26 protein-coding genes and 1 tRNA gene are annotated in these 23,779 nt (G+C 59.2%); 17 read left to right on the top strand and 10 right to left on the bottom strand.

Annotation, left to right across the window (positions count from 1 at the left end; translation table 11 throughout):
* The first annotated feature begins 139 nt into the window (after nucleotides 1-139).
* The 3 genes from B472_RS05295 to B472_RS05285 all read left to right on the top strand — a co-directional run bounded on the left by B472_RS05295 (nucleotide 140) and on the right by B472_RS05285 (nucleotide 2,704).
* Nucleotides 140-1,585 (top strand): permease, encoded by a 1,446-nt coding sequence (locus tag B472_RS05295; RefSeq protein WP_019425926.1) that lies wholly within the window; start codon nucleotides 140-142, stop codon nucleotides 1,583-1,585.
* Between the two features lie 27 nt (nucleotides 1,586-1,612).
* A complete protein-coding gene (locus B472_RS05290; RefSeq protein WP_019425925.1) occupies nucleotides 1,613-1,849 on the top strand; it encodes a thioredoxin family protein in 237 nt (78 codons plus the stop codon).
* Nucleotides 1,850-2,116: 267 nt separating this feature from the next.
* A complete protein-coding gene (locus tag B472_RS05285; RefSeq protein WP_026039346.1) occupies nucleotides 2,117-2,704 on the top strand; it encodes a Spy/CpxP family protein refolding chaperone in 588 nt (195 codons plus the stop codon).
* Nucleotides 2,705-2,936: 232 nt separating this feature from the next.
* Here the strand turns inward: B472_RS05285 and B472_RS05280 are convergent, their stop codons facing one another.
* The 4 genes from B472_RS05280 to B472_RS05265 are packed head-to-tail and all read right to left on the bottom strand — an operon-like array spanning nucleotide 2,937 to nucleotide 6,599.
* Nucleotides 2,937-4,250 (bottom strand): sulfatase, encoded by a 1,314-nt coding sequence (locus B472_RS05280; RefSeq protein WP_019425923.1) that lies wholly within the window; start codon nucleotides 4,248-4,250, stop codon nucleotides 2,937-2,939.
* A 13-nt stretch (nucleotides 4,251-4,263) separates the two neighbouring features.
* Nucleotides 4,264-4,638 carry a nuclear transport factor 2 family protein gene (locus B472_RS05275; protein WP_026039345.1) on the bottom strand — a complete coding sequence of 125 codons (375 nt, stop codon included), beginning with the start codon at nucleotides 4,636-4,638 and terminating at the stop codon, nucleotides 4,264-4,266.
* A 5-nt stretch (nucleotides 4,639-4,643) separates the two neighbouring features.
* Complete coding sequence (locus B472_RS05270; protein WP_019425921.1) at nucleotides 4,644-5,615, bottom strand: tripartite tricarboxylate transporter substrate binding protein; 972 nt, start codon at nucleotides 5,613-5,615, stop codon at nucleotides 4,644-4,646.
* Nucleotides 5,616-5,618: 3 nt separating this feature from the next.
* Nucleotides 5,619-6,599: a tripartite tricarboxylate transporter substrate binding protein gene (locus B472_RS05265; RefSeq protein WP_040505810.1), complete on the bottom strand. Its 981-nt coding sequence runs from the start codon at nucleotides 6,597-6,599 to the stop codon at nucleotides 5,619-5,621.
* Nucleotides 6,600-6,742: 143 nt separating this feature from the next.
* Here B472_RS05265 and B472_RS05260 point away from each other — a divergent pair, with 143 nt between their 5' ends.
* The 6 genes from B472_RS05260 to B472_RS05235 are packed head-to-tail and all read left to right on the top strand — an operon-like array spanning nucleotide 6,743 to nucleotide 11,909.
* Complete coding sequence (locus tag B472_RS05260; protein ID WP_019425919.1) at nucleotides 6,743-7,309, top strand: VOC family protein; 567 nt, start codon at nucleotides 6,743-6,745, stop codon at nucleotides 7,307-7,309.
* On the top strand, nucleotides 7,306-8,817 hold the full coding sequence (locus B472_RS05255; protein ID WP_019425918.1) for a bifunctional 3-(3-hydroxy-phenyl)propionate/3-hydroxycinnamic acid hydroxylase: 1,512 nt from the start codon (nucleotides 7,306-7,308) through the stop codon (nucleotides 8,815-8,817). The genes B472_RS05260 and B472_RS05255 overlap by 4 nt, the downstream gene beginning before the upstream one ends.
* A 12-nt stretch (nucleotides 8,818-8,829) precedes the next feature.
* A complete protein-coding gene (locus tag B472_RS05250) occupies nucleotides 8,830-9,582 on the top strand; it encodes an IclR family transcriptional regulator (protein WP_019425917.1) in 753 nt (250 codons plus the stop codon).
* A gap of 36 nt (nucleotides 9,583-9,618) precedes the next feature.
* Complete coding sequence (locus B472_RS05245) at nucleotides 9,619-10,470, top strand: fumarylacetoacetate hydrolase family protein (RefSeq protein ID WP_019425916.1); 852 nt, start codon at nucleotides 9,619-9,621, stop codon at nucleotides 10,468-10,470.
* Entirely contained in the window at nucleotides 10,467-10,910 is a 444-nt protein-coding gene (locus B472_RS05240) for a PaaI family thioesterase (protein WP_019425915.1), read from the top strand. Before B472_RS05245 ends, B472_RS05240 begins: the two co-directional genes overlap by 4 nt.
* A 24-nt stretch (nucleotides 10,911-10,934) precedes the next feature.
* A complete protein-coding gene (locus B472_RS05235) occupies nucleotides 10,935-11,909 on the top strand; it encodes a tripartite tricarboxylate transporter substrate binding protein (protein ID WP_019425914.1) in 975 nt (324 codons plus the stop codon).
* Nucleotides 11,910-12,145: 236 nt separating this feature from the next.
* Here the strand turns inward: B472_RS05235 and urtE are convergent, their stop codons facing one another.
* The 5 genes from urtE to urtA all read right to left on the bottom strand — a co-directional run bounded on the left by urtE (nucleotide 12,146) and on the right by urtA (nucleotide 17,894).
* Nucleotides 12,146-12,850 (bottom strand): urea ABC transporter ATP-binding subunit UrtE, encoded by a 705-nt coding sequence (urtE, locus tag B472_RS05230; RefSeq protein WP_019425913.1) that lies wholly within the window; start codon nucleotides 12,848-12,850, stop codon nucleotides 12,146-12,148.
* A gap of 2 nt (nucleotides 12,851-12,852) precedes the next feature.
* Nucleotides 12,853-13,728, bottom strand: a complete 876-nt coding sequence (gene urtD / locus B472_RS05225) for an urea ABC transporter ATP-binding protein UrtD (protein ID WP_019425912.1) — start codon at nucleotides 13,726-13,728, stop codon at nucleotides 12,853-12,855.
* Complete coding sequence (gene urtC / locus B472_RS05220) at nucleotides 13,725-14,888, bottom strand: urea ABC transporter permease subunit UrtC (RefSeq protein ID WP_019425911.1); 1,164 nt, start codon at nucleotides 14,886-14,888, stop codon at nucleotides 13,725-13,727. The genes urtD and urtC overlap by 4 nt, the downstream gene beginning before the upstream one ends.
* A gap of 2 nt (nucleotides 14,889-14,890) precedes the next feature.
* Nucleotides 14,891-16,474, bottom strand: a complete 1,584-nt coding sequence (urtB, locus tag B472_RS05215) for an urea ABC transporter permease subunit UrtB (RefSeq protein WP_116798594.1) — start codon at nucleotides 16,472-16,474, stop codon at nucleotides 14,891-14,893.
* Nucleotides 16,475-16,616: 142 nt separating this feature from the next.
* A complete protein-coding gene (gene urtA / locus B472_RS05210) occupies nucleotides 16,617-17,894 on the bottom strand; it encodes an urea ABC transporter substrate-binding protein (RefSeq protein ID WP_026039341.1) in 1,278 nt (425 codons plus the stop codon).
* A 207-nt stretch (nucleotides 17,895-18,101) separates the two neighbouring features.
* Here urtA and B472_RS05205 point away from each other — a divergent pair, with 207 nt between their 5' ends.
* The 8 genes from B472_RS05205 to B472_RS05170 all read left to right on the top strand — a co-directional run bounded on the left by B472_RS05205 (nucleotide 18,102) and on the right by B472_RS05170 (nucleotide 22,990).
* Entirely contained in the window at nucleotides 18,102-18,404 is a 303-nt protein-coding gene (locus B472_RS05205) for an urease subunit gamma (protein WP_019425908.1), read from the top strand.
* A 17-nt stretch (nucleotides 18,405-18,421) separates the two neighbouring features.
* Nucleotides 18,422-18,601 carry a hypothetical protein gene (locus tag B472_RS05200; RefSeq protein ID WP_019425907.1) on the top strand — a complete coding sequence of 60 codons (180 nt, stop codon included), beginning with the start codon at nucleotides 18,422-18,424 and terminating at the stop codon, nucleotides 18,599-18,601.
* Between the two features lie 9 nt (nucleotides 18,602-18,610).
* The gene (locus tag B472_RS05195; protein ID WP_019425906.1) at nucleotides 18,611-18,940 is read left to right on the top strand and encodes an urease subunit beta; all 330 of its coding nucleotides are present in this window, start codon (nucleotides 18,611-18,613) and stop codon (nucleotides 18,938-18,940) included.
* Between the two features lies 1 nt (nucleotide 18,941).
* Complete coding sequence (gene ureC / locus B472_RS05190; RefSeq protein WP_019425905.1) at nucleotides 18,942-20,684, top strand: urease subunit alpha; 1,743 nt, start codon at nucleotides 18,942-18,944, stop codon at nucleotides 20,682-20,684.
* Nucleotides 20,685-20,783: 99 nt separating this feature from the next.
* Complete coding sequence (gene ureE, locus B472_RS05185; RefSeq protein ID WP_081504923.1) at nucleotides 20,784-21,491, top strand: urease accessory protein UreE; 708 nt, start codon at nucleotides 20,784-20,786, stop codon at nucleotides 21,489-21,491.
* A complete protein-coding gene (locus B472_RS05180; RefSeq protein WP_026039340.1) occupies nucleotides 21,481-22,170 on the top strand; it encodes an urease accessory protein UreF in 690 nt (229 codons plus the stop codon). The genes ureE and B472_RS05180 overlap by 11 nt, the downstream gene beginning before the upstream one ends.
* On the top strand, nucleotides 22,167-22,832 hold the full coding sequence (gene ureG / locus B472_RS05175) for an urease accessory protein UreG (protein WP_019425902.1): 666 nt from the start codon (nucleotides 22,167-22,169) through the stop codon (nucleotides 22,830-22,832). Before B472_RS05180 ends, ureG begins: the two co-directional genes overlap by 4 nt.
* A gap of 70 nt (nucleotides 22,833-22,902) precedes the next feature.
* A tRNA-Ser gene (locus tag B472_RS05170) sits at nucleotides 22,903-22,990 on the top strand.
* 329 nt (nucleotides 22,991-23,319) lie between these two features.
* Here the strand turns inward: B472_RS05170 and B472_RS05165 are convergent.
* Nucleotides 23,320-23,691 (bottom strand): PspA/IM30 family protein, encoded by a 372-nt coding sequence (locus tag B472_RS05165; RefSeq protein ID WP_026039339.1) that lies wholly within the window; start codon nucleotides 23,689-23,691, stop codon nucleotides 23,320-23,322.
* Nucleotides 23,692-23,779 lie beyond the last annotated feature (88 nt).

Below are 23,779 nucleotides of genomic sequence, written 5' to 3'. Positions count from 1 at the left end.
CAGCGGTATCAGTCGTAGGAATCCCCTCATCGACCACAGCACCTGCTGCAAAGAGAACCAGCTTCGGTTTAACTTGACAAAGGTCAAGCTGACGCAGTGGTCACGTGTCTAAACTCAAAAGACATAAAAAGAGGTACCCATGGACGATGCATTGCATTTGCTGGGTGGCGGCGTTGGTAACTTGGCTGCCTACTTGGCAGCTCACGTGTTGCTGTGTCTTGTGCCTGCGTTTTTCATTGCGGGTGCCATGGCGGCACTCATTCCCAAAGCCAGCATTACCCGCTGGTTGGGACGTAATACGCCGGCCTATGTGTCCTACCCAGCAGCCGCTGCGGCAGGCTCATTGCTTGCGGTGTGTTCTTGCACCATCGTGCCACTGTTCGGCGGTATTTACCGCAAAGGTGCGGGTGTGGGGCCGGCCATCACCTTCCTGTTTTTCGCGCCTGCCGGCAACATCATGGCACTGGCCTACACAGGCAGTGTTTTGGGCATAGAGTTCGCGATGGCCCGTTTTCTGTTGTGCCTTCTCTTCGGTATGGGCATTGGTTTGTTGATGGCCATGTTGTTCTGGCGTGATGACGCTACCCACGACGCCCAGACCGATGCGCTGTTTGCAGAAAAAGCCAGCGTTGGGCCAGCGGCCACTGGCTTGTTGCTGTCTATGGTGGCGCTGCTGATTGCGGGCACGCTCAAACTCTGGCCACTGACCATCACTGTGGCGACGCTGACCCTGCCCCTGGGCTGGGCAGAAGCTTGGCAGGCCACACTTTTCGGCTGGGTACCGTTTGATGCGGCCAAGGGCGAAGAAGGCGTGACTTTCCAAGGCTCCATGCTCATCTTGCTGCTGCTCACCATAGCGATGACTGCCTGGAAGGGCTTGGAAGACATCATTGAGGGGGCCAACCGCTGGACATGGGTGACTTTGGGCTTGACTGCATCCACCTTGCTTGTGGCCGCCTTGCGTTTCACCCCGCAGCCAGGCGGGCTGGAGTTGGCCATCACGGGTCGCTTTTTTGGTGTTGCGGCCGGCCTATGGGCGGTTTGGTATTACGCAAACGCCTTGGATGTCAATGACCGCCAAGCCTGGTTGTGGGAAGCGTGGCGTTTTGTGAAGCAAATTTTTGGTCTGCTTGTGGTGGGCGTGTTCATCGTGGGCGTGGTACGCCAGCTCATCCGCCCCGAATGGATTGAGACCCTGGCTGGCACCAACAGTGTGACGGCCAACATGGTCGCCGTGGTGTTCGGCGTGTTCATGTATTTCCCCACCTTGATCGAAGTGCCAGTGGCCAAGATGTTTTTGGACCTGGGCATGCATCCCGGCCCCTTGTTGGCCTACCTGATGGCTGACCCTGAGCTGAGCCTGCAAAGCATTCTGATGGTCATCGCCGTGATTGGGCGCAAGAAGACCTTCTCCTACGTCGGCCTGGTGGCACTGTTCAGCGTGACGGCGGGTTTGCTCTACGGTTCATGGGTGGACGGGATGTCTGCCACACGGCTGGTGATGAGCATGGGTGTATTCGTTGCGGCGCTGGGTACTTTGCTTTTTGCCCTACACCGGCGCCAATCGTCCGCTCTAGGCTCTTGATGGTGTGTGATTGACCAAGGAAAACCCATGCTGAAAATCAAAATTCTGGGCTCGGGCTGCGCCAACTGCAAAAAGCTGGAAGCGGTCGCGCGCGATGCTGCCACTACCGCTGGCCTGCAGGCAGACTTCGAGAAGATCACCGACATGAACGCCATCATGGCTTACGACATCTTATCTACCCCCGCGCTGGTCATCAACGACAAGGTGGTGGCCAGCGGTCGCATCCCTACCAAGGCCGAAATTCAGCAGTGGCTGACGTCCTGAGTCTGATTCATCCATCTCGGCTCCCCAGCGCCTGGCTTTGTGAGGAGCTTTGCGTCTCCATTCAGCAAGAATTGATGAGACCGAGGCTGGACGCAGACGGGAGCGGGACGGCCCGAATTGGCGCCATTGAGACCAATGACTAAGGGATCAAGATGGTCGATAACTTTACTTCGTGGTGCATGGTTCGGGTGTTGCCATCTTCACCGCTCGGCACGATAGCCTTCTTGATAAGCACACTGAGTTCTCACATTTGATTTGGAAAAAACCATGAAAAAAAACACTTTGCTTTTTGCGCTCGCCATATGTCTGCCTTTTTCAACCCTGGCGCAGCACAACCACGGGGCACAGACGCCCTATGCCGGGATGCAAAACCGAGCCATCAAATCGCTGTCCGACAACGACATCAATGAACTTCGGCGTGGTGGCGGTTGGGGCCTGGCCCTTTCCGCTGAACTCAACGGTATGCCCGGCCCAGCGCATCTTCTGGAACTCAAGGATCAGATTCCATTGAATTCCGACCAAGTGACCAAGACCCAGGTCCTCTTGGATGAAATGCGCAAAGCCGCCATCCCCACAGGCGAGCGCCTGATCGCAGCAGAGAAAGCCCTGGAAGCCGCTTTTGCAGCCGGGAAAGTGGATGAGCCATCCCTGCGCCGCTTGCTGGCCGAGACCGAATCGGCAAGGTCCGAACTGCGCTTCATCCATCTTTCACAGCACTACAAGACTGTGCAGTTCCTCACACCAGAACAGATCAAGCGGTACAACGTTCTTCGCGGCTATGTCGACGATCCGTGTAAGAACATTCCCGCTGGTCATAACCCCGAGATGTACAAGAAACACATGGGATGCAGTTGACGGCTTCTGGCCGACAGATGCAGTTCAGCTTGTGAGGATCGATGGCCACAATCGCTGCAATTCAGACCCTCGCCCTTGTAAGTTGCCTAAAGGCTGGTAGCGGACCATCACGGCGAACATGTGACCAGCACCAGCTGGCTCTTGTTGGACATTTGAAAGCGAGTGAACCCTTATTCCCCCCCAAGTTGTGTCAAAGCAGCAAGGCCTTGAAAGACAAAGACTTGTTCCCATATCACCGGGCGGGCATTTCGCGCAATGTATAGACCACATGCACCCGAGCATCTTCAGGCACAGGGGGCACTTGGGCATTCCATTGGAGCCAGGCGGCCCTCATGGTCCTGAACTTGTCCTGATGACGGTGTGCCTGATTGGCCCTCTCCCGGGCATCTTCAGACAGGTTAAAGAGGTATTCGTTATCGTCGACCTGGAGGTATTTCCAATCACCGTCCCGGTGCGCCCGCTGCTGCTTGTATTTCATCCGCCAGAACATCGGTCGCTCAAAGGTCTTTTGAACATTGTGCATGGTCGGTTGCATCGACACACCATCCAGCACATGGCCTGCAGGCAGCTGCGCTTGGGCAATGTCCAGCACGGTGGCGGTCCAGTCCATGGTCATGCAGTGTTGTGTGCAGACGCTGCCGGGCTGGACAATCCCCTGGGGCCAATGCACGATGTAGGGAACACGGATGCCCCCCTCCGTCAAGTCCATTTTGCCGCCCACCAAGGGCCAGTTGTCAGAGAAGCGCTCACCACCGTTGTCGCTGGTGAAAATGATCAGCGTATCGTCCAGTTGCCCGGTCTCGCGCAAGGCATCCACCACCCATCCGATGCCCTCGTCCATTTCGCGGATCATCGTGCGGTAGGTCTCCACATTGCCACCATCGAGGTGCATGATGTCTTTGACGATCTCAGGGTTGATTTGTCCCTGAGCGCGCGTCTCCCAGGGCCAATGGGGCGCGGTGTAATGCAAGCTCAGAAAGAATTTCTGGCCATCGGCTGCACGGTCACGCACATACTGCGCGGCTCGCCTGGAGATCAGGTCGGTCAGGTAACCGGGCTCATCGTAGGGCTGGCCATCCAGCTCCAGATCCGAGTCAGTCCCACGCGCGTTGTGACCGTAATAGCTCACGCCGCCCGACATGGGGCCGAAGTGGTGCATGTAGCCCGATTTCTCAGGACCAAAATGAGGCCTGAATCCAAGATGCCACTTGCCAATCAAGGCTGTGTGATAACCCTTTGCCTTGAGCATGGACGGCAAGGTCGGCAAGTCGGCGTGCAGCCCCATTTCAGGATGACCACGCGTGGCCCCCAGCAAGGGCTCTTCACTCGCCCCCCGGACCCAATACTGGTAGCGACCGGTCATCAATGCAAACCGTGTGGGAGAGCACACCGGCGAGTTCGAATACCCATTCACATACTTCAGACCATGCGCCGCCAGACGGTCCAGCACCGGTGACACGGGCCCAAACCCGGCCTCGCGTCCGCCATAGCAACCCAAGTCAGCGTAACCCAGATCGTCGGCGACGATGAAAATGAAGTTGGTCATAGGCCCCAAACAATCAGACGGGATAAGGCGCGCCTTGGTACGCCAGCATGCGCATGACTTGCTGCCCATCGGCACCAGGCTCGGGCATCCACACCGTCAGAAACAAGCTGCGGATCGCTTTGGACTGGCCACCGATGATCACCTCGGCCGACATGCGTCCAGTCACCATTTCGCCCGGGCCTGCCGCATGCACCTGCAAGTCTTCAAAAGACAACGTCAGGTACTTCAGGCTGCCGCTGGCCAATTTTTTCAAGTAGGTGGTCTTGGTATCGCGCCCCCCGGTGGAATGCACATAAACCAGCCCCTCCGACAGCAAGGCTTCGAGTGCCGCAATGTCCCCGCCCAGCATGGCTTGGCGGCGTTGCTCTTCTGCGATCAATGCGCTCATGTTTTTCATTCCATTTTGATGTTCGAGCGACGCGCCACGTCCGCCCATTTGGGGATTTCTTTTTTCACCAACTCGCCAAATCCAGTCACCGTGCTGGTCTGCAGATACACCCCCATCTGGGAGAATCTTTGCTCAAGACCTGCTTCCGACAGTGCCTTGCCCACCTCAACATTGAGCCGCTCGACCACAGATGACGGCAATGCAGCAGGACCCACCAGACCGGCCCAGTCCCGGACATCAAACTGGGGAAATCCAGCTTGGGTAAAAGTCGGTACACCGGGCAGCGCTTCCAGTGGTTCTGCCGCCGTCACCGCAATGGCCCGCAAACGACCGCTCTTGATGTGGGGCAGCGCGGCGGCCAGCGAAGCGAACATCATGTCCACCTGCTCGCCCATCAGGTCTTGCAAGGCCGCCACCGGTCCTCGGTAGGGCACATGCAAGATGAAAGTGCCGGTCAGCTGCTTGAAATACTCGCCCATCAAATGCGCGGGTGAGCCTGCACCACCGGAGCTGTAAATCAGCTTGCCTGGACTTTTACGGGCCAATGCCATCAAACCGCTCACATCCCGCACAGGCATGTTGCTGCGGACCACGAGCACGTTGTAGGTCCACTGCGTCTGGCTGATGGGCACGATGTCTTTCAAGGTGTCGTAAGGCATCTTGGCGACCAGCGCGGGCAATACCGTGTGCGGCATGAACATGATGCCCAAGGTGTGGGCGTCACTGCTTTTGGCCACCTGGTCCATGCCGATGAGCCCGGTGCCCCCGGACCGGTTTTCAACAATGAAGGGCTGCCCAAAAACTTTGGACAAGCGGTCTGCCAAATGTCTGGCCATGGGGTCCCAAGGGCTGCCTGCAGCCGATGGCACCACGATGCGCACCGGTTTGGCGGGCCAAGCCTGGGCGCGGCCGACACAAGTAAGGGACGCCAGACTCGCCGCCCCGATCGTTTGAATGAGTTGCCGACGGGTTTTCATGGGTCAGTCCAGCTTCACGCCAGCCTTGCGAATGGCAGGGCCCCACAGGGCGTCATCTTGTTTGAGGAAGGCTGAAAATTCGGCCGGGGTCTGAGCCTTCAGATCACCGCCATAAGAGCGCCATTTGGCAATCAGCTCAGGGTTTTGGGCTGTGGCTTTTTGCATGGCATCGCCCAGTTTGGCCACCACAGCAGCAGGTGTGCCCGCAGGGGCAAACAAGCCTATCCAGGCGGTGGGGCTGAAGTCTTGCAAACCCGACTCGGCAAAAGTGGGCACATCCGGGAAGTTGGGATGCCGCGTCTTGCCCGTCAACGCCAGAATTTTGAGCTTGCCTGCCTTGACGTTGCCAATGGCTGCGGGCAAGGCGTCGAAAATCACATTCACCTGCCCTGCCACCAGATCCGCATAAGGGCTCGACGTGTTGTAGGGGACAAAATTGATCTTGACCCCGGCGTTCGAGGCAAACCACTCACCAGCCAGATGGGAGTAGCTGCCCACACCCGATGTGGCCGATGTCAAGGAGCCGGGCTGTTTTTTCAGGCGCTCGATCAGTTCCTTTGCATTTTTCTCGGGCACGCTCGGGTGGGCGGTCAAAGCGGTGTTGAGCAAACCCACAACGCTTATGGGTACAAAGTCCCGCTCCACCTTGTAAGGCACTTTGGCACCATAGGTGTAGGGCAGCACAGACATCGAGGTGGTCGAGCCCATCACCAGGGTATAGCCATCGGGTGTGGCCTTGGCCCCCGCTTCCATGCCAATCATGGTGGAGGCACCCGGACGGTTTTCCACCACCACCGACTGCCCCAGCACCTTGGACAACTCCAGCGCAATTTCACGGGTGTTGGCGTCAGGGCCTGTGCCCACGGGGAAAGGGGCAATGATCTTGATCGGCTTGTTCGGATAGTCCTGAGCCATGGCGGGGAAAGCACTGAACAAAGCCAAGGCCAAAGTGGCCAGGCCCATGCGGCGGGTGGTGCGGTTCATACGGGTGTCTCCTGATTTGTTGAGGGTCACGACCTGGAGGTCTGCCAGCATTCTTTCAAACACTTAAAATTATCACCATGGGATAAACCATTAGTTTTTTATCGGTGAATCAAAATATAATTCATGAAATTTTTGCAAAAGGAATGATCATGTCCAAGCCACTTGCCCAGTCCAATTCGCTGGTCTTCAGCCACATGGGTATTTATGTGCGCGACCTCGAACGCATGGCCCGCTTTTACAAAGACGTGATGTGCTTCTTCGAAACCGATCGCGGCGATCTGGGGCCTGTGCAACTGGTCTTCCTCAGCCGCGACCCGTCAGAACACCACCAGATCGTGCTGGCCACAGGCCGCCCTGCGGACTTGTCGTTCAGCGTGATCAACCAGATTTCGCTGCGCGTGCCCGACTTGGCCTCTTTACGCGCGGTGCGTGACCGCGTTCAGGCCGATCCCGATGCGAGCGACTTGGTCTGCACCAGCCATGGCAACGCGGTGTCGATCTACTTTCGCGACCCCGAAGGCAACCGTCTGGAGGTGTTCCTGGACATGCCTTGGTACTGCGAGCAACCGCTGCGCGAACCGATCGACCTGGACCAAAGCGACGAAGCCGTGATGGCCGCTACGGAAGCACTGGCGCGTAGCCGTCCCAAATTCCGCAGCCGCGCCGAATGGTTGAAAGAGATGCAGCAACTCATGGGCTACGTGGCATGAACCAGACGGTGTTTGACGTCGCCATCATTGGCTACGGCCCGGCGGGCGCCACGCTGGCAAACTTGCTGGGCCAATATGGCCTGTCGGTGCTGGTGCTCGAGCGCGAGGGCGAGATCTACCCCCTGCCGCGCGCCATCCATTTCGACGGCGAAACCATGCGCGTGTTCGAGACCGCCGGTTTGCGCCCACAGGTCGAGAGCATCTCGCGCCCGGGCCTCAAAGGCATGTACTTCAACAACGCCACTGGGGAAACCTTGCTGATCCGCGCCGGCACCCAGGAACGTGGCCCGCACGGCTGCGCCACCAACCACTACTTTCACCAACCCGAGCTCGAAGCCGTGTTGCGGTCTGGCTTGCAACGCTACCCGCAGGTGCAAGTGCGCATCCGTCACGAAGTCACCGCCATCAAAGACGGCGCTGACGCCGCCACTCTGCAGGTCACCGACCTGCAAACACAACAAAATCATGCGGTGCAGGCACGCTACGTGATCGGCTGCGACGGCGCTCGCTCGCTGGTTCGCAAAGTGCTGGGTACCCGCATGCGCGATCTGGGCCTGCACCAGCCTTGGCTGGTGTTCGATGTGCGGCTCAAAACCAATGTCCCCACCCTGCCCGACCACACCGTGCAGCACTGCGACCCGGCACGCCCCATGACGTATTGCAACGTGACCGGCAACCGCAGGCGCTGGGAAATCATGCTCATGCCCGGTGACCAAGAAGATCAAATGGTCCAGCCTGAAACTTTATGGAAACTGGTGAGCAAATGGATCACGCCCGAGCAAGCCGACATCGAACGTGCCGTGATTTACACCTTCCACTCGGTGATCGCCGAAGGCTGGCGCCAAGGCCGCTTGATGCTGGCCGGTGACGCGGCACACCAGACACCACCCTTCCTGGGCCAGGGCATGTGCGCGGCCATCCGCGATGTGTCCAATTTGGCCTGGAAGCTTGACGCCGTGCTGCGCGGTTGTGCAGACGATGCGCTGCTGGACACTTATGAAAGCGAGCGTTCACCGCATGTGCAGGCCTTCATCGACTTGGCCGTGAAGCTGGGCGACATCATCCAGACCACCGACCCGCAAGCAGCACGCGAACGCGATGCCAAATTCAAAGCTGGGCAGCCCGAGATATTCCAATTCCCGACGCCACGCTTAGGTCCTGGCATCTGGTTGGGCGAGCAGGCTCCGGTGGCCCAAGTATTCCCGCAACCCACACTGGCCAATGGCCATCTGCTGGACACGCTGCTGGGCTTGAACTTTGCCGTCCTGGGTGAGGACTCTGTGTTGGCGCAAGTCAGCGAAGACACCCGTGAGCGCTGGCTGGCGCAAGGCGTGGTCACCGTAGCTGCGCGCGACCCCGAGGTCAAAGCCTGGCTGGACCAGCAGGGCGTACGCGCCGTGCTGCTGCGCCCGGACCGCTACATTCTGGGCCTAGCTCAAAACAGTGCCGACCTTGATCGCATCAGCGCCTTGCTGCCCGTTGCGGGTGCCTTGGCCCATGGATGTTGAACAGAACTCACCATGATCGATAAAGCCGATACCAGCCTTGCCCGCATGCTCAGCGTGCTCGAGCTGTTCTCTGACCAGCGCCTGCACTGGAGCGCCGAAGATATCAGCGAAGCACTGGGGGTGTCCTTGCCCACCAGCTACCGATACCTCAAGACCCTGAGCGATGCGGGTCTTCTGCGGCGCGGCAGTGATGCCCAATTCGCACTAGGGCCTCGCATCGTCATCCTGGACCACTTGATCCGCCAAGCCGACCCGGTCCTGCAATGTGGCATCCCGTTCATGAAAGAGCTGGTGGCCCAGACAGGTTTTGACTGTGTTGTGTCCAGCTTGCATGGCGACCAATTGCTCGACACCCACCGCGAACTGGGCTCCATGCCAGCCAACCTGAGTTATGGCCGTGGACGGCCGCGCCCTTTGTTTCAAGGCGCTGCGCCCAAAGTCATCCTGGCAAACTGGACGCCTACCGCGTTGCACAAATTGTTCGACCGTCACACCGAAGACATTGCCGCATCGGGCTTACCGAGCGATTGGTCGGCGTTTCGCCGCTACTACAGCCAAATTCGTAAAAATGGCCACTACTTTTCAGATGGCGAACTCGAATCCAATCTGGCAGCCGTGGCCGTGCCTCTTTACCAAGCCGATGGCAACGTGATCGCCGCCCTCTCCCTCGTCACCAGCGTGCAACGCATGGCTGTGATCGACCGCAGCAAACTCACCCCCCTCATCCAGCGGGCCGCGCAGGAAATTTCTGCGCGGCTGAGCTGAGCTTTTACTTTTTTAACCTCACCTGAAAGCCAGAACATGAAACTCATCAGCTTCCTGAACCAGGGCCTGCCCTCCTACGGCGTCGTGACCGGCGACGACGTGCTCGACCTGAGCCCCATCCTGGGCGCACAAGCGCCCGACCTGAAAACCCTGATCGCCAAAAACCTGTTCAGTGCAGCAGCTGATGCAGCCAAGGCGCACAAGCCCACGCTCCAGTTCTCGCAACTTCAGCTGCTGCCGGTGATCCCCAACCCGGGTCAGATCTTTTGCATCGGATTGAACTACGCCGAACACGTGCTCGAAACCGGCCGCGAAGTGACCGAAACGCCAGTGATCTTTTTGCGCTTGGCCGACTCACAGGTCGCGCACGGTCAAGACATCCTGCGTCCACCGGAGTCGCACCGCCTCGACTACGAAGCCGAGATTGCCGTGATCATCGGCAAAGGCGGCCGCCGCATCCCGGAAGCTGAGGCCTGGGACCACATTGCAGGCTACAGTTGCTACAACGATGGCTCGGTGCGCGACTGGCAAATCGCCACCTCTCAGTGGACACCTGGCAAGAACTTCTACAAGACCGGCGGCTTTGGCCCCTGGATGGTCACCAGCGACGAGATCGCGCCTGCGCAAGTGATGCGCCTGCAAACCGTGCTCAACGGCCAGGTGCTGCAAGACACCACCACCGACAAGATGATCCACAGCATCCCGCGCCAGATCGCCTACATCTCGACCTTCATCCCACTGTCGCCGGGTGACGTGATCGTGACCGGCACCCCTGGCGGCGTGGGTAACAAGCGCAACCCGCAGATATTCATGAAGCCCGGTGACGTGTGCGAGATCGTGGTGGATGCCATCGGCACGCTGCGTAACGGCATCCGCGACGACGCATGAGTTTGAATTACAACACTGCCGATGCCCAGAGCTACTTTAGCCGCATGTTAAGCGGCGAGGTCGCTCGTCCGCCCGTGCTCACCTTGCTGGGCAGCCGCATCGACGCGGTAGACGCGGCGGCAGGCATGCTGAGCGCCACCTACGAAGCACCGCCCGACTTTCGCAACCCGGCTGGCACGGTGCAAGGTGGCATGCTAAGCGCTATGCTGGATGACCTGACCGCCAGCCTGGTAGATGCCACGCTGGCCGCAGGGCAAGGCGTGGCCACACTCAATCTGAACGTGTCCTTCTTACGCGTCGCGCAGGTGGGTACGCTGCAGGGCGAAGCGCGCTTGCTGCGCCGTGGGCGCGATGTGTGCCACGTCATGGGCTCGCTACTGCAGGACGGAAAAGAAGTAGCCACCGCTGTGGCTGTGTGTAAAGTTGTGCCCGTTACCTGAACTCTTTTTTCGGAGATCCGCCATATGAAACACTTGTTGATCCGTCTCGGCCAGATACTGGTTGCTTCGCTGGCTTTGACCACTGTCCTGGCGCAAGCCCAGGACGCCTGGCCTGCTCGTCCCATCAAACTGCTGGTGGGCTTTGCGCCAGGCGGCAGTAGCGACATGGTGGCACGCCTTATCGCCACACCACTCGGTGAGCGACTCGGTCAGCCTGTCGTGGTCGAAAACCGTGCGGGTGCAGGCGGCAACATCGCGGCAGACGCAGTGGCCAAAGCTGCATCTGACGGCTATACGCTGGTGCTGCTGCCCAGCGGGCATTCGAGCAATGCTGCCATGAAGAAGAATCTGCCCTTCGATGCAGTCAATGATTTTGCTTGGATTTCCACAGTCACGACCTACCCACTCACGCTGTCCGTGCGCCCCGATTCACCGATCTCCTCATTCAAGGATTTCATCGACCGCGTCAAAAACGAGCCCAACCGCTACACCTACACTTCGGTCGGCGTGGGCACAGCCATGCACCTGTTTGGCGAATGGCTGATGGCTGAGAGCGGCGGCGCGGCTACACATGTGCCTTTCAGAGGTGGCACTGCCCCCATGATGGAACTGCTGGCAGGGCGCGTGGACGTCATGATCGACACCATGACCACCACCGCACCGCTGTTCAAGGACAAACGCGTGCGCGTGCTCGCCACCACGGTTCCCGCTGGGCAACAGGCCCTGCCAGGCGTGCCTGCTGTGGCCGACAGCTTTGCAGGCGTGGTGTTCGATTCATGGTTGGGAGTGGCTGCGACCAAAGGCACGCCGCCCGCCGTCGTGGAACGGCTCAATCGAGAACTGCGGGCCGTTCTGGACCAACCCGCCATCAAGCAAAGGCTGATTGACTGGGGCGGTAGCCCACGAGCCAGTACTCCCACTGAGTTTCGCAACCGCGTAGAAGGTGAGATCCGTCAGCTCAGCAAAATCGTGACGGAGCGCAAGATTGAGGCACAGTGAGCGACAGTGAATCAATGGGCTTGTGATGTGTGCCATGTTGTGCCACATCGAGCCCGAAGGATGCTCTCAGCTTGAATGACCGATATCGGCCAAGGTCTAATTCAACGAAGGACTGCTTACGGAGATGACCTCAACTGACCGCTCTTGACCGATTGCAGGCCCACACGGCTAAGGGCTGACTGGCAGGAAACGCTGCTTAGCCGACCTACACCATCAACACTTCAACATCCGGCTCCTCAAATCGCCACCAACTGCTGAATGTTCTTGTCCTTCATCTCACTCCCCGGCCCGCTTGCGATCACTTCGCCCCGCTCCATCACCAAGTACTGATCGGCCAGTTCTTCGGCAAAGTCGTAGTACTGCTCGCACAGCAGCACCGCCATGCGCTGGCCTTGCAGACCCACATCGGCCAGTTGGCGGATCACGCGGCCGATGTCTTTGATGATGCTGGGCTGGATGCCTTCGGTGGGTTCGTCCAAGATCAATAAACGCGGTTTGGCAGCCAGGGCGCGGGCAATGGCCAGTTGTTGTTGCTGACCGCCCGACAAATCACCACCCCTGCGGTGCAACATTTGCTTGAGCACCGGAAACAATTCAAACAACTCAGGCGGGATGGGCGTGCTGCCGGGCTGTGTGGCCAAGCCCATGCGCAGGTTGTCTTCGACCGTCAGGCACGCAAAGATTTCGCGGCCTTGGGGCACATAGCCCACACCCGCTGCAGCCCGTTCATAAGGTTGGGCACTGCTCAGGTCTTTGCCGTCCAGCACCACGCTGCCGCTCTTGATCGCCACCAAGCCCATGAGCGATTTGAGCAGCGTGGTTTTGCCCACGCCGTTACGCCCCAACAGCACCGTGACTTGGCCTTGTTCGGCGCTTAGGCTCACATCGCGCAAGATATGAGAGCCGCCGTAGTACTGATGAATGTTCTTGACTTCCAGCATGTTCAGCGCCCCAAATAAACTTCGATCACCCGCTCGTCGGCCTGCACTTGGTCGAGCGTGCCTTGGGCCAGCACGGATCCGTCGCACAGCACGGTGACGATGTCCGAGATGGTGCGGATGAAGCCCATGTCGTGCTCCACCACCATGAGCGAGTGCTTGCCTTTGAGTGTCAAGAACAGCTCGGCGGTGCGCTCGGTCTCGTGGTCGGTCATGCCCGCTACCGGTTCATCGAGCAGCAGCAACTTGGGGTCTTGCATGAGCAGCATGCCAATCTCCAGCCACTGCTTTTGGCCGTGGCTGAGCGTGCCCGCCTGCACCCTAACGCTGTCCGCCAAGTGGATGGTGTGCAGCACTTCGGCCAAGCGGTCGCTTTGGCGTGAATCGAGCTTGAAGAACATCGAGGCTTTCACGCCCTTGGGGGTTTTCAAAGCCAGTTCGAGGTTTTCAAACACGCTCAGGTGCTCAAACACGGTGGGCTTTTGGAACTTGCGGCCAATGCCCAGCTGCGCGATGGCGGGTTCGTTGTGGCGCAGCAAGTCGATGGTGCTGCCAAAGAACACGCGGCCTTCGTCGGGGCGGGTTTTGCCGGTGATGATGTCCATCATCGTGGTCTTGCCTGCGCCGTTGGGGCCAATGATGCAGCGCAGCTCGCCGGGTGCGATGTCGAGCGACAGCTTGTTGATGGCCTTGAAGCCGTCAAAGCTCACACTCACGTCTTCCAGATACAGGATGCGGCCATGGGTCACATCGACTTGGTTGGCGTCTTGCACCACGCGGCCATAGCCCGCGCTGCGGCCACCGGATTCTGTGGCTTGGACGCGTTGTTGGGCCACGCGGGCCACGCGCTCAGCGCCTTTTTGCAGCAGATCAGGCGTCATGCGGCACCGCCTTTTTTGCCCTGCGCGTCCGACACGGGTTCTGATGGCGTTTGCGCGGTCTCGCGTTTGCGCCACACTTTGCGCACCAGGCCCACCACGCCTTGGGGCATGTACAAGGTCACGCCAATGAACAGCGCGCCCAAAAAGTACAGCCAAAACTCAGGCGCACTCACGGTGAGCCAGCTCTTGGCACCGTTGACCAAAAACGCACCCACAATCGGCCCGATCAAGGTGCCGCGCCCGCCCACCGCCGCCCACACCGCGATCTCGATCGAGTTGGCCGCGCTCATCTCGCCGGGGTTGATGATGCCCACTTGCGGCACGTACAAAGCCCCGGCAATGCCGCACATCACGGCCGAGATGACCCAAATGCTGAGCTTGTAAGGCAAGGGCGAATAGCCCGAGAACATGACCCGCGTTTCGGCATCGCGAATCGCCATCAACACGCGGCCGTACTTGCTGCCCACCAGCCAGCGCGAGAACAGATAAAAACCCAACAAGGTCAGGCCAGTGATGACAAACAGCGTCATGCGCATGCCCGGGGTGGCAATGGGCAAATCAAGAATGCGCTTGAAATCGGTGAAGCCATTGTTGCCGCCCAGCCCGGTTTCGTTGCGGAAAAACAAGAGCATGGCCGCAAAGGTCAGGGCCTGGGTGATGATGGAAAAATACACGCCCTTGATGCGCGAGCGAAAGGCAAAGTAGCCGAACACAAAAGCGATCACACCCGGCACCAACACCACCAGCGCCAGCGTGGCCACAAAGCTGTCTGACAGCATCCAGTGCCAGGGCAGCTCTTTCCAATCCAGAAACACCATGAAGTCGGGCAAATCGCTTTTGTAGTTGCCGTCTTGGCCAATCTGGCGCATGAGGTACATGCCCATGACGTAGCCGCCCAAGGCGAAGAACAAACCGTGGCCCAGCGACAAAATACCGGTGTAGCCCCAGATCAAGTCCATGGCCAGCGCGCAGATGGCGTAGCACATGATCTTGCCGATCAGGGCGATGGCGTAGTCGCTCAAATGGAAGGGGCTGCTCTCGGGGACCCACAAGTTGAAGACCGGGGCCAGCACGCCGACTACGATCAGCGCCAGCAAAAACGCCGACCAGGCTTGGCGGCCCATCAATGGGGCGGGGCTGGGGAGTTCAAATTTTTTCATCTTTATGCCTCCGCGCTGCGTCCCTTCATCGCAAAGATGCCCTGCGGGCGCTTCTGGATGAAGATGATGATGAACACCAGCACGGCAATCTTGGCGAGCACCGCGCCCGTCCAGCCTTCCAGCAACTTGTTGACCAGGCCCAGGCCCAACGCGGCATACACCGTGCCTGCCAGCTGCCCCACACCGCCGAGCACCACCACCATGAACGCGTCCACGATGTAGCTTTGGCCCAGATCAGGGCCCACATTGCCCACCTGGCTGAGCGCGCAGCCCGCCAGGCCCGCAATGCCTGAACCCAATGCAAAGGCATAGGTGTCGATGCGGGCCGTGTTCACGCCCATGCACGAGGCCATAGGGCGGTTTTGCGTGACGCCACGCACAAACAAACCCAGCCGTGTTTTGCCAATCAAGAGCGCCACCCCGACCAACACCGCCAGCGCAAACACGATGATCAGCACCCGGTTCCAGGGCAGCTGCAAATTGGGCAGCAGCTGCAGCGAGCCGCTCATCCAGGAAGGGTTTTCCACACCCACGTTTTGCGCGCCAAACAGGCTGCGCACGCTTTGCATCAGCACCAAGCTGATGCCCCAGGTGGCCAGCAAAGTCTCAAGCGGGCGGCCATACAAATGCCGCAGCACCGTGCGCTCCATCACCGCGCCCACCAAGGCCGCAGTGAAGAAAGCCACCGGCATCGCCACAAACAGGTAGGCGTCAAACACGCCCGGCCAATGCTCGCGAAACAGCGCCTGCACCACATAGGTGGCATAGGCGCCGATCATCATCAACTCGCCATGCGCCATGTTGATGACGCCCATCAGGCCATAGGTGATGGCCAGGCCCAGCGCCACCAACAACAAGATCGAGCCCAAGCTCAGCCCAGTAAACATGGCCCCCAAGCGCTCGCCCCAGCGCAGGCTGTCCTGCACTTGGGTCAAAGCCGACTGGATTTGTTTTTTGACCGCAGGGTCTTGCTCTTGGGTCAGTTGTTGGTTCAGCAGCAGCAGGGTCTCGGGTTGTTTGCTGCCCGCCAACTCGCGGGCGGCCAGCAATCGGTCATTCGCAGCCTCGCCGCTCAGCAGGGCCGCTGCGCGGGCTTGGCGCACCAAGTTTTGCACTGTGGGGTCTTTCTCAACCGCCAACGCTTTCTCAAGCAAGGGGGCGCGGCTGGCATCGGGTTCTTTGAGCAGGGCCAAGGCCGCTTGCCTGCGCAGCTTCACATCGGGGCTGAACAACTTCAGGGCCGCCAGGGCCGTGTCGATCTCGCCACGCAGGCGGTTGTTCAGCATCACATCTTCGGCATCTGCCGGTAGAGGAACGGCTTGTCCAGTGACGGGGTCCAGACCTTGCCCGTCGCGCACCACGATCACTTGATCGCCGGCGATCTTGACCACGTCATCGGCCAAGGCTTGCAAATAGGCGGCGGTTTTTTCGCTGCCTTGGGCCACCGCTTGGGCGATGGCCGCCACGCGGGCATCGCTGTCGCCCACGGCCATCCGTTTGGCGTCGTCCATCGTCAGGGCTTGCGCGGCCGACAGACCCCACAAGGCGCTGGCGATCAACGCCGCTTTCAACATCCATCTTTTCATCGTGCTCTTCTCTGAGTCTGACCCAGCTTGGCTGTCAGATTCAACGCCCACAAACGCGTCAGTCGGGGAAAAGCCACCGACCTCCCTGAAATTCATGTTTGTCGGCGCTTCAGCGCCGACAAACATTCACGCGGTCAAACCATCACTTCTTGGCAGGCTCGTCAGGCTTCTTGTCGTTGCCCGGGATGTAAGGGCTCCAAGGCTTGGCTTTGACGGGGCCGGGTGTCTTCCACACCACATTGAACTGGCCGTCTGCCTTGATCTCGCCGATGAACACCGACTTGTGCAGGTGGTGGTTTTTCTCGTCCATCTTGCTCACGATGCCGCTGGGCGCCTTGAAGGTTTGGCCTGCCATCGCGGCGATCACTTTGTCGGTGTCGGTCGACTTGGCTTTTTCCACCGCTTGCTTCCACATGTTGATGCCGATGTAAGTGGCTTCCATCGGATCGTTGGTGAGGGGCTTGTCTTTGTGGCCGGCAATGTTTTTGGCCTTGGCATAAGCCGCCCACTTTTTGGTGAACTCGTCGTTGGCCGGGTTCTTGATGCTCATGAAGTAGTTCCATGCCGCCAAGTGACCGACCAGGGGCTTGGTGTCCACGCCGCGCAGCTCTTCTTCACCCACCGAGAAAGCCACCACAGGCACGTCTTTGGCCTTCAGGCCCGCGTTGCCCAGTTCTTTGTAGAAAGGCACGTTCGAGTCGCCGTTGATGGTGGACACCACAGCGGTCTTGCCACCGGCACTGAACTTCTTGATGTCGGCCACGATGGTTTGGTAATCGCTGTGACCAAACGGGGTGTATTTTTCGTCGATGTCGCTGTCTTTCACGCCCTTGCTTTTCAGGTAAGCGCGCAAGATTTTGTTGGTGGTGCGGGGGTACACATAGTCGGTGCCCAGCAAGACCCAGCGCTTGGCGCCGCCACCGTCTTTGCTCATCAAATAATCCACCGCAGGAATCGCTTGCTGGTTGGGCGCAGCGCCGGTGTAAAACACGTTTTTGGACAGCTCTTCACCTTCGTACTGCACGGGGTAGAACAGCAAGCCGTTCATTTCTTCGACCACCGGCAACACCGATTTGCGCGACACCGAAGTCCAGCAACCGAAGATGACCGAGACTTTGTCTTGACCGAGCAGTTGCTTGGTTTTTTCAGCGAACAAAGGCCAGTTGGAGGCCGGGTCCACGATCACGGGCTCGAGCTTTTTGCCCAGCACACCGCCCTTGGCGTTGATCTCGTCGATGGCCATGAGCACCGTGTCTTTGAGCACCGTCTCGGAAATCGCCATGGTGCCCGACAAGCTGTGCAGCACGCCGACTTTGATGGTGTTGCCGGCTTGGGCCTGGACATGTTGTGCAAAGGTCAGGCTGCCCGCTGCGATAGCGGCTGCAGTTGCAAGGGCTTTGAGGTTGCCACGTCGATTCATCATGAGATCACTCCAATCAGGAAAGAAGGTTGTTCAAACACGCACCGAAAAACAGCGCTCTCCTCCCTCTGCAATCACCGTGCCAACCCTAGGGAGAACCCTGAAAACCACATTTCTCCAAGGGAATTTTTCAAAGCCCCTATAAAAGGCACGTAATTTGCTTGATCCAAGCCATTCAATGCACCAAGACGTTCACCACGCACCAATATGGAACTGACCCCTCGCGAAAAAGACAAGCTCCTGATCTTCACTGCCGCCCTGCTGGCCGAGCGGCGCAAGGCCAGAGGACTGAAGCTCAACTACCCCGAAGCCATCGCCCTGATCAGCGCTGCCGTGATGGAAGGCGCACGCGACGGCAAAACCGTGGCCCAGCTGATGAGCGAGGGCCGCACGGTGTTGACCCGTGCCGATGTGATGGACGGCATCGCCGAGATGATCCCCGACATCCAGATCGAAGCCACCTTTCCCGATGGCACCAAATTGGTGACCGTGCACCAACCCATTGTTTGAACCGAGAGAGCCAGAACATGAAAACCTTTGCATCCTCTGTCAGCACCGCACTGGCGCTCACCTGCCTGCACACCCCCGTTTGGGCGCACGAAGGGCACGGCCTGTGGGGCAGCCATTGGCACGCCACGGACGTTCTCGGTTTTGTGGTCGTCCTGGCTTTGGCACTGGGCGCCTGGGTCATCGGCCGCCGCAAGTGAGGACGCCCCATGATCCCCGGTGAATTTCTGATCGACCCCGGCCAACACGCCCTGAACGTGGGCCGCCGCACCTGCACCCTGGTGGTGCAAAACGCCAGCGACCGCCCGATACAGGTGGGTTCGCATTACCACTTTGCCGAGACCAACGCGGGTTTGCGCTTTGACCGCAGCGCCGCACAAGGCATGCGCCTGAACATCGCTTCGGGCATGGCCGTGCGCTTTGAGCCGGGCCAACAACGCACGGTGGAGCTGGTGGACTTTGCCGGAGAACGCCTGATTTACGGGTTTCGGGGTCTGACCCAAGGCGCACTCGACGCGCACAAAACACAAGGCAACTGACATGGCCCACATTGACAAACGTGCTTATGCCGAAACATTTGGCCCCACCGTAGGCGACCGCGTGCGCCTGGCCGACACGGCCCTGGTGATCGAGGTGGAGAAAGACCTCACGCTGCAAGCGGGCGGCTATGGTGAAGAGGTCAAATTTGGTGGCGGCAAAACCATCCGGGATGGCATGGCGCAATCGCAGCGCACCAACATCGCTGGCGGCTCAGGCCCGCAAGCGCCCGGCGCCATGGATTGCGTGCTCACCAACGCCCTCATCATCGAGCACTGGGGCATCGTCAAAGCCGATATCGGCTTGCGCGGCAACCGCATCGCGGCCATCGGCAAGGCGGGCAACCCCGACACACAGCCTGGTGTCGACATCATCATCGGCCCCGGCACCGAGATCATCAGCTGCGAAGGCCTGATCGTGACCGCTGGCGGCATCGACTGCCACATCCACTTCATCTGCCCCCAGCAAATCGACGAGGCGCTGGCCAGCGGCGTGACCACCATGTTGGGCGGCGGCACGGGGCCTGCTACCGGCACCTTTGCGACCACCTGCACACCTGGCCCCTTCAACATCGAGCGCATGCTGCAAGCGGCCGATGCCTTTCCGATGAACCTGGGGTTCTTTGGCAAGGGCAACGCCAGCTTGCCTGCCGCCTTGCACGAGCAAATCAACGCGGGTGTGATGGGCATGAAGCTGCACGAAGACTGGGGCAGCACCCCGTCGGCCATCAGCAATTGTCTGGATGTGGCTGACGAGACCGACATCCAGGTCGCGCTGCATTCGGACACGCTCAATGAATCGGGTTATGTCGAAAACACCATCGAAGCGGCCCGAGGCCGGGGCCTGTGCGCCTTTCACACCGAAGGCGCAGGCGGCGGTCATGCGCCCGACATCTTGAAGGTGGTGGGTCAGGCCAACTTTTTGCCCAGCTCAACCAACCCGACCATGCCCTTCACACACAACACGCTCGATGAGCATGTGGACATGCTGATGGTCTGCCACCACCTGGATGCCAGCATCGCCGAAGACCTGGCCTTTGCCGAAAGCCGCATCCGCAAAGAAACCATTGCGGCCGAAGACATCCTGCACGACCTGGGCGCCATCAGCATGATGAGCAGCGACAGCCAGGCCATGGGCCGTGTGGGCGAAGTCATCATCCGCACCTGGCAGACCGCGCACAAAATGAAGCAGCAGCGCGGCAGCCTGCCCGGCGACACCGACCGCCACGACAATGCCCGCGTCAAGCGCTACATCGCCAAGTACACGATCAACCCCGCGATTGCGCACGGCATCAGCCACGATGTGGGCAGCATCGAAGTGGGAAAATGGGCCGACTTGGTGATCTGGAAACCAGCCTTCTTTGGTATCAAACCATCTCTGGTGCTCAAGGGCGGTTTCATTGCGCTGGCAGCCATGGGTGACCCCAATGCGTCCATCCCCACGCCCCAACCGGTGCACTACCGCCCCATGTTTGGCAGCTTTGGTGGCGCGCTCACGCGCAATGCGCTGACCTTTGTGTCGCAGGCAGGCTGGCAAGCCGGCATTGACCAGCGTTTTGGCCTGCAAAAACCACTGTCTGTGGCGCACAACATTCGGGGCGTGCGCAAGCAAGACATGGTCCACAATGCCTACCTGCCCCACATGGAGGTGGATCCCCAAACCTATGCGGTGCGTGCCGACGGGCAGCTGCTGGTGTGCGAGCCCGCCACCAGCCTGCCCATGACCCAACGCTACTTTTTGTTCTGAAAACCATCCTTGTAGGAGCCCACCCCGTGGGCGATGGGCGTGGCACACGCCCTTCAAACCATCGCCCACAGGGGTGGGCTCCTACAAAACCTAAGACACATGACCTCGCTTTTACATTGCTCCAAACTCATGCCACAAGGCCGCGGCCTGGCCCGCGTGCTGGTCCAACGCGCCAGCAGCATCACGCTCGATTGGGATACTCGGCAAAAAAGCCGCTTTGACGTCACCGACAGCCAAGGCCGCCAACTCGGCGTGTTTTTGCCCCGGGGCGCCGTGGTGCGCGGTGGCGATGTGCTGGTGGCCGAAGACGGCTCTCTGGTGCGCGTGCAAGCCGCGCCGCAAGCCGTGCTGCGCATCACCGCGTGTGCTGAGCACGGCTCGCCGTTTGACCTGACCCGCGCCGCCTACCACCTGGGCAACCGCCATGTGCCCATTGAGTTGCAACCCGATCACTTGAAGATCGAGCCCGACCATGTGCTGGCCGACATGCTGCGCGCCATGCACATGACGGTGGTGGCGGTGTCTGAACCTTTCGAGCCCGAAAACGGGGCTTATGGCGACCACGGCGCGTCCTCTCATGGGCATGGGCATGGGCATGCACATGAGCATGGGCACAGTCACGAACAGGGTCATGGGGGTCATGCGCACGCTGTCCACGCCGAGCCCCATGTGCATGGGCCCAATTGCCAGCACGAACATGCGGCCCCGGCGGCCATACCGTCAGCTGTCAAACGCATCGCCATCCCAGTTCGTGCGGCCTCTGCTGAACCGCATGTGCACGGCCCCGGCTGCCAGCATGACCACTGAGACCGCGCCCTCGGCCCTGCTGCAACTGATCTGGCTCGCATCGCCTGCGCTGCCGATTGGCGGCTTCTCGTATTCCGAAGGGCTCGAAGCGGCCATTGAACAAGGCCTGGTGCACAACGAACAAAGCGCCACCGATTGGGTGGTGGACCAGCTGCAACTGACGCAGTCGCGCGGCGACATGGCCGTCATGGCACAAGCCATACCCGCTTGGCAGTGCATGAACACTCAGCGCCTTCAAGCCCTGAACGATTGGGTGATGAGTACCCGCGAAACCGCCGAAATGCGTTTGCAAGCCGAGCAAATGGGCCGGTCCTTGCTCGACTGGCTGCGCAACCTGCATCAAGCCAGCGACGCGCAGATCCAATGCTGCGCCCAACTGCCACCCACCTACCCGCTGGCCATGGCGCTGGCTTTGTCTTTGGCACAAGCCCCGCTGGACCAGGCCCTGCAAGCAGGTGCCTTTGGCTGGGCAGAAAACATGACCCAAGCCGCGCTCAAGGCCGTGCCCTTGGGCCAAAGCGCTGGCCAGCGCATGCTGGCGCGGCTGGCCCGCGAGATTCCACTGGCGGTGCAAACCGCCTTGCACCTGAACGATGAAGACCGCCAGGCCTTCAGCCCCATGCTGGCCATTTTGTCGTCTCGCCACGAAACCCAATACTCACGCATCTTCCGATCATGAACACTTCGTCTACACTGCACCACATCCCGAACCGCACCCAAAAGCTGCCGCCACTGCGCGTGGGCATCGGCGGGCCAGTGGGCTCCGGCAAAACCACCTTGCTCGAGATGCTGTGCAAAAACATGCGCGAACGCTGGGACCTGATCGCCATCACCAACGACATCTACACCAAGGAAGACCAGCGCTTGCTGACGGTGAGCGGTGCGCTGCCTGCCGAGCGCATCATGGGCGTGGAAACCGGCGGCTGCCCGCACACCGCCATCCGCGAAGACGCGTCGATCAACCTCGAAGCCATTGACCGCATGTTGGAAAAATTTCCGAATGCCGACGTGGTCTTCATCGAAAGCGGCGGCGACAACCTGGCCGCCACCTTCAGCCCCGAATTGAGTGACCTGACCATTTATGTGATCGACGTGGCCGCAGGCGAAAAGATCCCGCGCAAGGGCGGCCCCGGCATCACCAAAAGCGATTTGTTCGTGATCAACAAGACCGACTTGGCCCCGCATGTGGGCGCGGATCTTCAAGTTATGCGCGACGACACCGACCGCATGCGCCCCAACCGCGAAACCCGGCCTTGGGTGATGACCAACCTGAAAACACTGGATGGGCTGGCCGAGGTGGTGGCCTTCATCGAAAAACGGGGCATGCTGGGCAGCGCCTGAGCTGCTTTTGACGCGACCAGCGCTTGCCCCCCCGAATCAAGGGGTTTAAATCGCTACAATCACACCCCAAGGAAGCGTGGCAGAGTGGTCGATTGCACCGGTCTTGAAAACCGGCGACTCGAAAGGGTCCGTGAGTTCGAATCTCACCGCTTCCGCCAGTTAAGAACCCTAAGTAGTTGATTTACTTAGGGTTTTTTCTTTTCCATCCCACGAAAGATACACTGAAAGATACACTTTTTTCAGTGCTCATTTGCTTAAAAAATAGGCAAATTCGACAACAATAGCACGTCTAAAGAGCTTAGACAAGAATACTTTTGGGCTGTATCAATAGTCTTCTTGATGCGATTATTTGGTCAGTGCAGCTAAGACCTACGAGGAGCCCCTTTGAGCGACTTTTTGTGGGGCTTAGCAGTCAGTCTGCGTGGAGTGCTTCTGATCGTTCTGTGTTGGATCTGACAAACTGTGGGGACTGCGCTAGCAGTCAATCTCAGCGTTTATTGCTAGCGCTGACGCCACTAGTTGCTTTCATCAAGTTCTGCTGAGCCTTCGCCATCTGCTGACGCGCTTTCAGTGTTTTCTCTTGTTGCTTGTAGTCCTCTGCCTTATCAGCAAGCGCCTTCACTTGAAGTTCTTGGGGACTGAGCTTCTTGGTACCCTCAGTCACCTCATCATCTTCAGACATCACTTGGTTAATGTTCAAGACATTGCCATCTCCGTAGATGCGTGTGAGCATTAGCTTGGCTTGCTGAACTGTGTCTGCTCTGATTGTGGTTCGTGCTGTGACGTTTGAATCACGCAATACGACACGAACTGTCGCTACGTAGGTTTGAGGGATGTTGGTGACTTCGTTAATCTTCATGTTCGTATTTATCAACACGAAGACCTGACTTCACTGCTCACTTTGGAAAAATTACTTCTATAAATTACCTTGAAATGGCATACTTGGT

It is taken from the genome of Limnohabitans sp. Rim28 (assembly GCF_000293865.2).
Classification (GTDB): domain Bacteria; phylum Pseudomonadota; class Gammaproteobacteria; order Burkholderiales; family Burkholderiaceae_C; genus Limnohabitans_A.
The sequence above is the reverse complement of the archived record's forward strand: the minus strand, read 5'-3'. Positions and strand labels throughout refer to the sequence as shown.